Genomic DNA, 6760 nt, shown 5'->3' on the forward strand with positions numbered 1-6760 from the left:
CTCCTTTAAGGGTTATTGGCCGGGCGCGGTCTGGCGCCAGGCTTGGGATCGGCGCAGCGCGCCACGTGAGGCCCACGCCAGCAGCAGCGAGACGCCGGCCGAGGTGAACAGGATCAGGGTCGACATGGCCGCCGCGCCGCCCACATTGCCGGCGTCGTCCATGTTCAACACGGCGACGGCGGCGAGGATGGTGTCGGGGCTGTAGAGAAAGATCGCGGCGGACACGGTGGTCATCGCCGACACAAACAGGTAGCGCACGATGTCCAGCAGCGCCGGCAGGCAGATCGGCACGGTGACGCGCAGGTAATGACGGTACAGCGGCGCCTTGAGCGACAGCGCGGCGGCTTCAAACTCGGCGTCCAGCTGGCGCAACGCGGTGGTGGCGGTCATCTGCGCAGTGGTCAAATAGTGAGCAATGGTGCACACCACCAGCAGGGTCATGGTCCCGTAGAACACGTGCAGCGGGTTGCCGTTGAGGTTGAAGAAGAACACGTAGCCCAGGCCCAGCACCAAACCCGGCACGGCCATCGGGACAAAGCTGAGCATGCGCAGCGCCAGGTTCAGGCCCTTCTGACCTTTGGTTTTTTCCATCAGATAGGCGCCGGTGAAGATCAGCACACTGCCGATCAGTGCCGTGCACAAGGCCATGCGCAGGCTGTTGCGATAGGCCAGCCAGCCGCCGCCCGCCGTGTCTTCAAACTGGTAGTGGTTCAGCGACAGCGACAGGTTGTACGGCCAGAATTTCACCAGCGAGGAGTACACCGCCATGCCGAACACCAGCAGCAACACCGCGCAGATCAGTAGGACGATGGCCAGGTAGCAGCCATCCCTTACCCGCGATGGCGTGGGCTGGAACACCTGGGCACGGCCACTCATGGCGTCGCCATGACGCCGGCGCAACCACGCATCCACGCCAAAACTGAACAGCGCCGGCAGTAGCAACACCATGCCGATCAACGCGCCGCGACCGAATTGTTGCTGGCCGACCACCGCCTTGTAGGCTTCCAACGCCAGCACTTGGTAATCACCACCGACCACCACGGGCACGCCGAAGTCGGTAATGGTCAAGGTGAACACCAGGCAGAATGCGGCGAACACCGCCTGGCGCGTGGCCGGCCAGGTGATGCTGCGAAACGCCCGTGCCGGGCTGGCGCCCATGCTAGAGGCGGCATCGAACAGCCGCGCATCCGCCAGGGACAGCGCCGACAGCAGGATCATCAACGCGTGCGGGAAGGTGTAGATCACTTCCCCGAGCACAATCCCCCAGAAGCCGTAGATGTTGTCCGAAAGCAGCCCGCGCAGCATGCCCTGATTACCGAACAGATAAACCAGCGCAATGCCCGGCAGCATCGACGGCGCCATCAACGGCAGCAGCGACAGGCCTCGCCAGATCGCCTTGCCTGGAATCAACGTGCGTTGCAGCGCGTAGGCAAACAGGTAGGCCAGAGGTACGACAATGGCCGCCACGCTGAGGGAGACTTTCAGGCTATTGCCCAGCAGCCAGTGGAAGTTCTCGCTGGTGATTAAATCCCGAGCGGCCGCAAGGCCACCGCCCTGCCCGGCCTCGCTGCTGAAGCCGCGCCAGAAGATCGCCAGCAGCGGCATCAACACGGCAACACTAAGCAGGCACAGCCAGAGCAGTTTGCCGCCGAGCACAAAAATACGGTCGCCGGTTTCGGCGCGGGAAACTTGCCGCGGCAGAGTCATGACAGCGGCCATCTCAGGCAAACACCTGCAGGCTGCGCGGCGGCAAGGCGACCCAGATGTCTTGAGCGCCCAGGCGCGGCATCGCCTCCGGGGCCAGTTCAGCCAGCAGCGGGTGGCCCGGCAGTTGGTCCAGTTCAAAGCTCATGCGGCAGCGGTTGCCGAGGAAGGTGATCTCGCGGACCTTGGCCGCGAACAGGTTTTCTTCATGCACTGGCGGGTTGACGCTGATGGCTTCCGGTCGGCAGAACAGGCGGCCGGACGTGGCCACACCGGCATCCTCGGCCAAGCGCATGTTCATCCCGCCGACCTGGGCATGGCTGGCACTGTTGCGGCTGAACGGCAGCCAGTTGCCCTGGCCGACAAACTCCGCCACGAACGGCGTGGCCGGGCGGTCGTAAATTTCTTGGGGCGTGGCGTATTGCTCGACCTTACCGTTGTTCATTACGGCAATACGGTCGGCCATCAACATGGCTTCGTCCTGGTTGTGGGTGACCATCAGCGTGGTGATGCCCAAGCGCCGTTGCAGCTGGCGCAGCTCGGTGCACAGGTGCTCACGCACGCGGGCGTCGAGGGCGGACATGGGTTCGTCCAGCAGCAGTAACGAAGGGGCCGGCGCCAAGGCGCGGGCCAGGGCAACGCGCTGCTGTTGGCCGCCGGACAGCTGGCCGGGGTATTTCTTTTCGCTGCCGACCAGACCGACCAGTTCCAGCATCTGCCCAACACGCTGGCGCACTTCATCGCGACCACTGCCGGTGAGGCCGTAGCCGATGTTCGCTTCGATGGTCAGGTTGGGAAACAGCGCGTAGGACTGGAACAGAATGCCGTAGTCCCGCGCCTGAGGTGGCAGCAGGGAAACATCGCGATCACCCAGGTAAAGTTCGCCGCTGTCCTGGCGCTCCAGGCCGGCGATGCAACGCAGCAAGGTGGTCTTGCCGCAGCCAGACGGACCCAGCAGACACACCAGCTCGCCGGCGGCGACGTCCAGGGACACGTGGTCCAGCGCGGTAAAGGCGCCGAAGCGTTTCTGGATACCGCGCACTTTCACCGGCGCGCCGGGTTGAGTCAGGACTGTGTTCATGGTGGCACCTCATCAAACTGATGAAGGCCATGCTAGGCGGGCAATGCGTCCCTCTTGTGGCAGAAAGGCAAAAGGGAGTGATAGTGGTATTGGTGGATTTGTGTAGGTGATTTGGAGGGGGGTGTCTGGTTTACCGCAATCGGGGGCAAGCCCCCTCCCACACTTGGAATGTGTTCGCAGATCAAAATGTGGGAGGGGGCTTGCCCCCGATTGGCCCTAAAGGCAGCCACCAAACCTCTAAATTGGCGACATTTCCTGCGCCAACCCTAGAAACGCCGCCGGCAGGCGAGCGCCTTTTCGTTCTTTGAGGCAGTACAGGTACTCCAGAATCTGCGGCGCATTCTCAATGGTCAACACCCGCAACTGCGGATCATGGGGCACTTCCTGTCGAGCAATGATGCTGATACCGATATTGCGCAGCACCGCCTCCCGGATTGACTCGCGACTGCCGATCTCCAGCAACGGCCCATAGCTCACCCCAGCACCCTGCAACATGTCCTCGGTAAGCCGTCGGGTGGTGGAACCTGCTTCGCGCATCAATAAGGTGTGTCCGGCCAGGGCAGTCAATGGCACATGATCAAGCTTGGCCAGGGGATGATTGCGATGCACCGCCAACACCAGAGGATCAGTGCCCAATACGCGGCGGATCAGGCGCGGGTCTTCCAGCAACTGCGAAGAGGCGGCGACGTCTACGCGGTACTCGTCCAGCGCTTCGAGTACCTGCTGAGAATTGCCGATGTCCACCGACACCTCCACATGGGGCAGGCGTTCGCGAAAGGCTTTGACCAGGTCGAGGATGTAATACGGCGCTGTCGCGGCAATGCGCAAAGCGCCCTGAAGTTGACCACTGTTGCGCAGGAAAAACTCGATGTCCGCTTCCTGCTGCAACAACGCCTTGACCATCGGCAGCAACCGGGCGCCGTCATCACTGACCGTGAGGCGGCGACCACCGCGGTAGAACAGCTCAACGCCGTACTGGCTTTCCAGGTTTCGGATCTGGGTGGTGACTGTGGGCTGGCTCAGGCCGAGTTTTTTCGCCGCCTGGGTAATGCTGCCCAGGCGGGCGACCATAAAAAACGCCTTCAGCTCAGCACTCAGCACACCGCCCTCTCATCGTTTATTTGCGCAAAAGGCGCAGGCCATTGAACACCACCAGCAGGCTCACGCCCATGTCGGCGAAGACCGCCATCCACATGGTGGCCATCCCCAGGAAAGTGACTGCGAGGAAGATCGCCTTGATCACCAGCGCCAGGGCGATGTTCTGCTTGAGGATACTCGACGTTTGCCGCGACAAACGAATGAATGCCGGGATCTTGCGCAAATCATCGTCCATCAGCGCCACGTCGGCAGTCTCGATGGCAGTGTCGGTACCGGCGGCGGCCATTGCAAAACCGATCTCTGCGCGGGCCAGGGCCGGGGCGTCGTTGATGCCGTCGCCGACCATGCCCACCCGGTGGCCTTGGCCGTAGAGGGTTTCGATGGCTTGCAGTTTGTCGGTGGGCAACAGGTCGCCTTGAGCCTGGTCGATGCCGACCTGGGCCGCAATCGCCTGGGCGGTGTGGGTGTTGTCGCCGGTGAGCATCAGGGTTTTGATGCCCAACTCGTGCAATTGCTGAATGGCCTCGCGACTGCTGTCCTTGACGGTATCGGCCACGGCGAACAGCGCCAGGGGGCCGGACTTATCGAGCAGCAACACCACGGACTTTCCTTGCTTCTCCAGCGCGAACAGCTTTTCTTCCAGCTCAGGCGAGCACAGGCCGAGGTCTTCCACCAGACGGTGGTTACCCAGGTGGTAAGTCTCACCCTTGATATCGCCGCGCACACCACGACCGGCCAGGGCTTCGAAGTTATCCACAACGTGCACCGGCAGGTTTTTATCCACAGCCGCATTCGCAATGGCCAACGACACCGGGTGGTCAGAACGCCCAGCCAAACTGGCGGCGAGGGCCGGTGCGCTGTCCTCGACGTTTGGGAACAACGCCAAGTAATCGGTCTGCACCGGTTTGCCGTGAGTGATGGTGCCGGTCTTGTCCAGCGCCAGGTAGTCGAGCTTGTAACCACCCTCCAGGTACACGCCGCCCTTGATCAGGATGCCTTTGCGCGCCGCCGCCGCCAGGCCGCTGACGATCGTCACCGGAGTGGAGATCACCAACGCGCAGGGGCAGGCAACCACCAGCAGCACCAGGGCGCGGTAGATCCAGTCGAACCAGACACCGGCCATGAACAGCGGCGGAATAATCGCTACACCCAAGGCAAACAGGAAGACGGCCGGGGTATAGACCTTGGAAAAACTGTCGACGAAGCGCTGGGTCGGAGCCCGTGCGCCTTGTGCCTGCTCGACGGCGTGGATGATCCGCGCCAGTGTGGAGTTATTGGCCGCTGCCGTGACTTTGTATTCCAGGGAGCCGGCTTGGTTGATGGTGCCGGCGAAGACTTTATCGCCCACGGTTTTTTCAATCGGCAGGCTTTCCCCGGTGATCGGCGCCTGGTCGATGGTGGATTGACCTGCGGTGACTTCACCGTCCAGGCCGATGCGCTCGCCGGGCTTAACCCGGACGATGGCGCCCAGTTCGATGCTTTTAACCTCCTGCTCAACCCAGTTACCGTCGGCCTGCTGCACCGTGGCCTGTTCCGGGGTCATCTGCATCAAGCCGCTGATGGCATTGCGCGCACGGTCCAGGGACTTGGCTTCAATCAGCTCGGCGACGGTGAACAGGAACATCACCATGGCGGCTTCCGGCCACTGGCCGATCACGATCGCGCCCGTCACGGCGATGCTCATTAAGGCGTTGATGTTCAGGTTGAGGTTCTTCAGGGCGATCCAGCCCTTTTTATAGGTGGTGAGGCCGCCGCTGAGGATCGACACCAGCGCCACGAGGGCAATGACCCACGTCGGCGCGGCATTCGTGAAGTGCAGCACTTCGGCGCCCAACGCACCGACGCCGGACAACGCCAACGGCCACCAGTGTTTTTTGGCAGGCGGTTCGGCAGCCGGGGTACCTTCCTCGATCGGGTCGGCCTGCATGCCCAAGGACTTGATGGCATCGATGATCGGCGCGGTACTCGGCAAGTCGTGGGTGACGCCGAGGATGCGGTTGATCAGGTTGAATTCCAGTTGCTGCACACCCGCCAACTTGCCCAGTTTGTTCTGGATCAGCGTTTGCTCGGTGGGGCAGTCCATGGCTTCGATGCGGAAGGTGCTGAGGCGCGAGCCGGCGGTGGGCGCTTCGCTCAATTGCACCAACTCGGGTGCTGGAGTGCCGGAACAGCAGGCGCCACCGTGGCCGTGGTTATGCACAGGCGTGAGTTTCTTAGGGCCATGATCGTGATCGTGATCGTGTTTATGCGGGGTGTGGATGGAGTCGCTCATTCGGTCGCGTCCGTAAAGGTGCCTGTTGCCAAGTAAAGACCCTGTAGCCACTATAGGGTCAAGCACCCATTTGGAGATTGCTGCGATGAAGATCGGCGAATTGGCCAAACTGACTGACTGTCAGGTGGAAACCATCCGTTATTACGAGAAAGAAGGCCTGCTGCCGCCACCGGCGCGCACCGACGCCAACTACCGCGTGTACACCCAGGCGCACACCGAGCGGCTGATCTTTATCCGCAACTGCCGCAGCCTCGACATGACCCTCGAAGAAATCCGCAGCCTGCTCAGCCTGCGCGACAGTCCACAGGACCAATGCGAAAGCGTGAATGCGTTGGTCGACGAGCATATCCACCATGTGAAAGCGCGGATCGACGGGCTATTGGCGTTGCAGGTGCAGTTGCTGGACTTGCGCCAACGCTGTGGCGGCGGGGATCACTGTGGGATTTTGCAGCAGTTGGAGGTCAGCGGGAGTATGCAGGCCAGCGAGGCTGAGCCCTCACATGTAGGCAGAAGCCACGGCCATTAAACGGGCCAAATGTGAGAGGGGGCTTGCCCCCGATGGCGGTGGGTCAGTTAAGTATTGGGTGACTGACCCACCGCAATCG

Annotated in this window: 5 protein-coding genes; 1 reads left to right on the plus strand and 4 read right to left on the minus strand. The window is 62.0% G+C overall.

The window, feature by feature from the left end; translation table 11 throughout:
• Positions 1-12: 12 nt before the first annotated feature.
• The 4 genes from ACEN2T_RS24220 to ACEN2T_RS24235 all read right to left on the minus strand — a co-directional run bounded on the left by ACEN2T_RS24220 (position 13) and on the right by ACEN2T_RS24235 (position 6155).
• Positions 13-1719, minus strand: coding sequence for a putative 2-aminoethylphosphonate ABC transporter permease subunit (locus tag ACEN2T_RS24220; protein WP_122754222.1), 1707 nt, complete (start codon positions 1717-1719; stop codon positions 13-15).
• A 1-nt stretch (position 1720) separates the two neighbouring features.
• Positions 1721-2785 (minus strand): putative 2-aminoethylphosphonate ABC transporter ATP-binding protein, encoded by a 1065-nt coding sequence (locus ACEN2T_RS24225; protein ID WP_442117694.1) that lies wholly within the window; start codon positions 2783-2785, stop codon positions 1721-1723.
• A 237-nt stretch (positions 2786-3022) separates the two neighbouring features.
• Complete coding sequence (locus ACEN2T_RS24230) at positions 3023-3886, minus strand: LysR family transcriptional regulator (protein ID WP_122763942.1); 864 nt, start codon at positions 3884-3886, stop codon at positions 3023-3025.
• A 16-nt stretch (positions 3887-3902) separates the two neighbouring features.
• Positions 3903-6155: a heavy metal translocating P-type ATPase gene (locus tag ACEN2T_RS24235; RefSeq protein ID WP_442117695.1), complete on the minus strand. Its 2253-nt coding sequence runs from the start codon at positions 6153-6155 to the stop codon at positions 3903-3905.
• Positions 6156-6240: 85 nt separating this feature from the next.
• Between ACEN2T_RS24235 and cadR the strand changes: the two genes are divergently transcribed.
• The gene (gene cadR, locus ACEN2T_RS24240) at positions 6241-6681 is read left to right on the plus strand and encodes a Cd(II)/Pb(II)-responsive transcriptional regulator (protein ID WP_032884195.1); all 441 of its coding nucleotides are present in this window, start codon (positions 6241-6243) and stop codon (positions 6679-6681) included.
• Positions 6682-6760: the final 79 nt, after the last annotated feature.

The organism is Pseudomonas sp. W22_MBD1_FP4 (genome assembly GCF_052113765.1).
Lineage (GTDB): Bacteria > Pseudomonadota > Gammaproteobacteria > Pseudomonadales > Pseudomonadaceae > Aquipseudomonas > Aquipseudomonas sivasensis.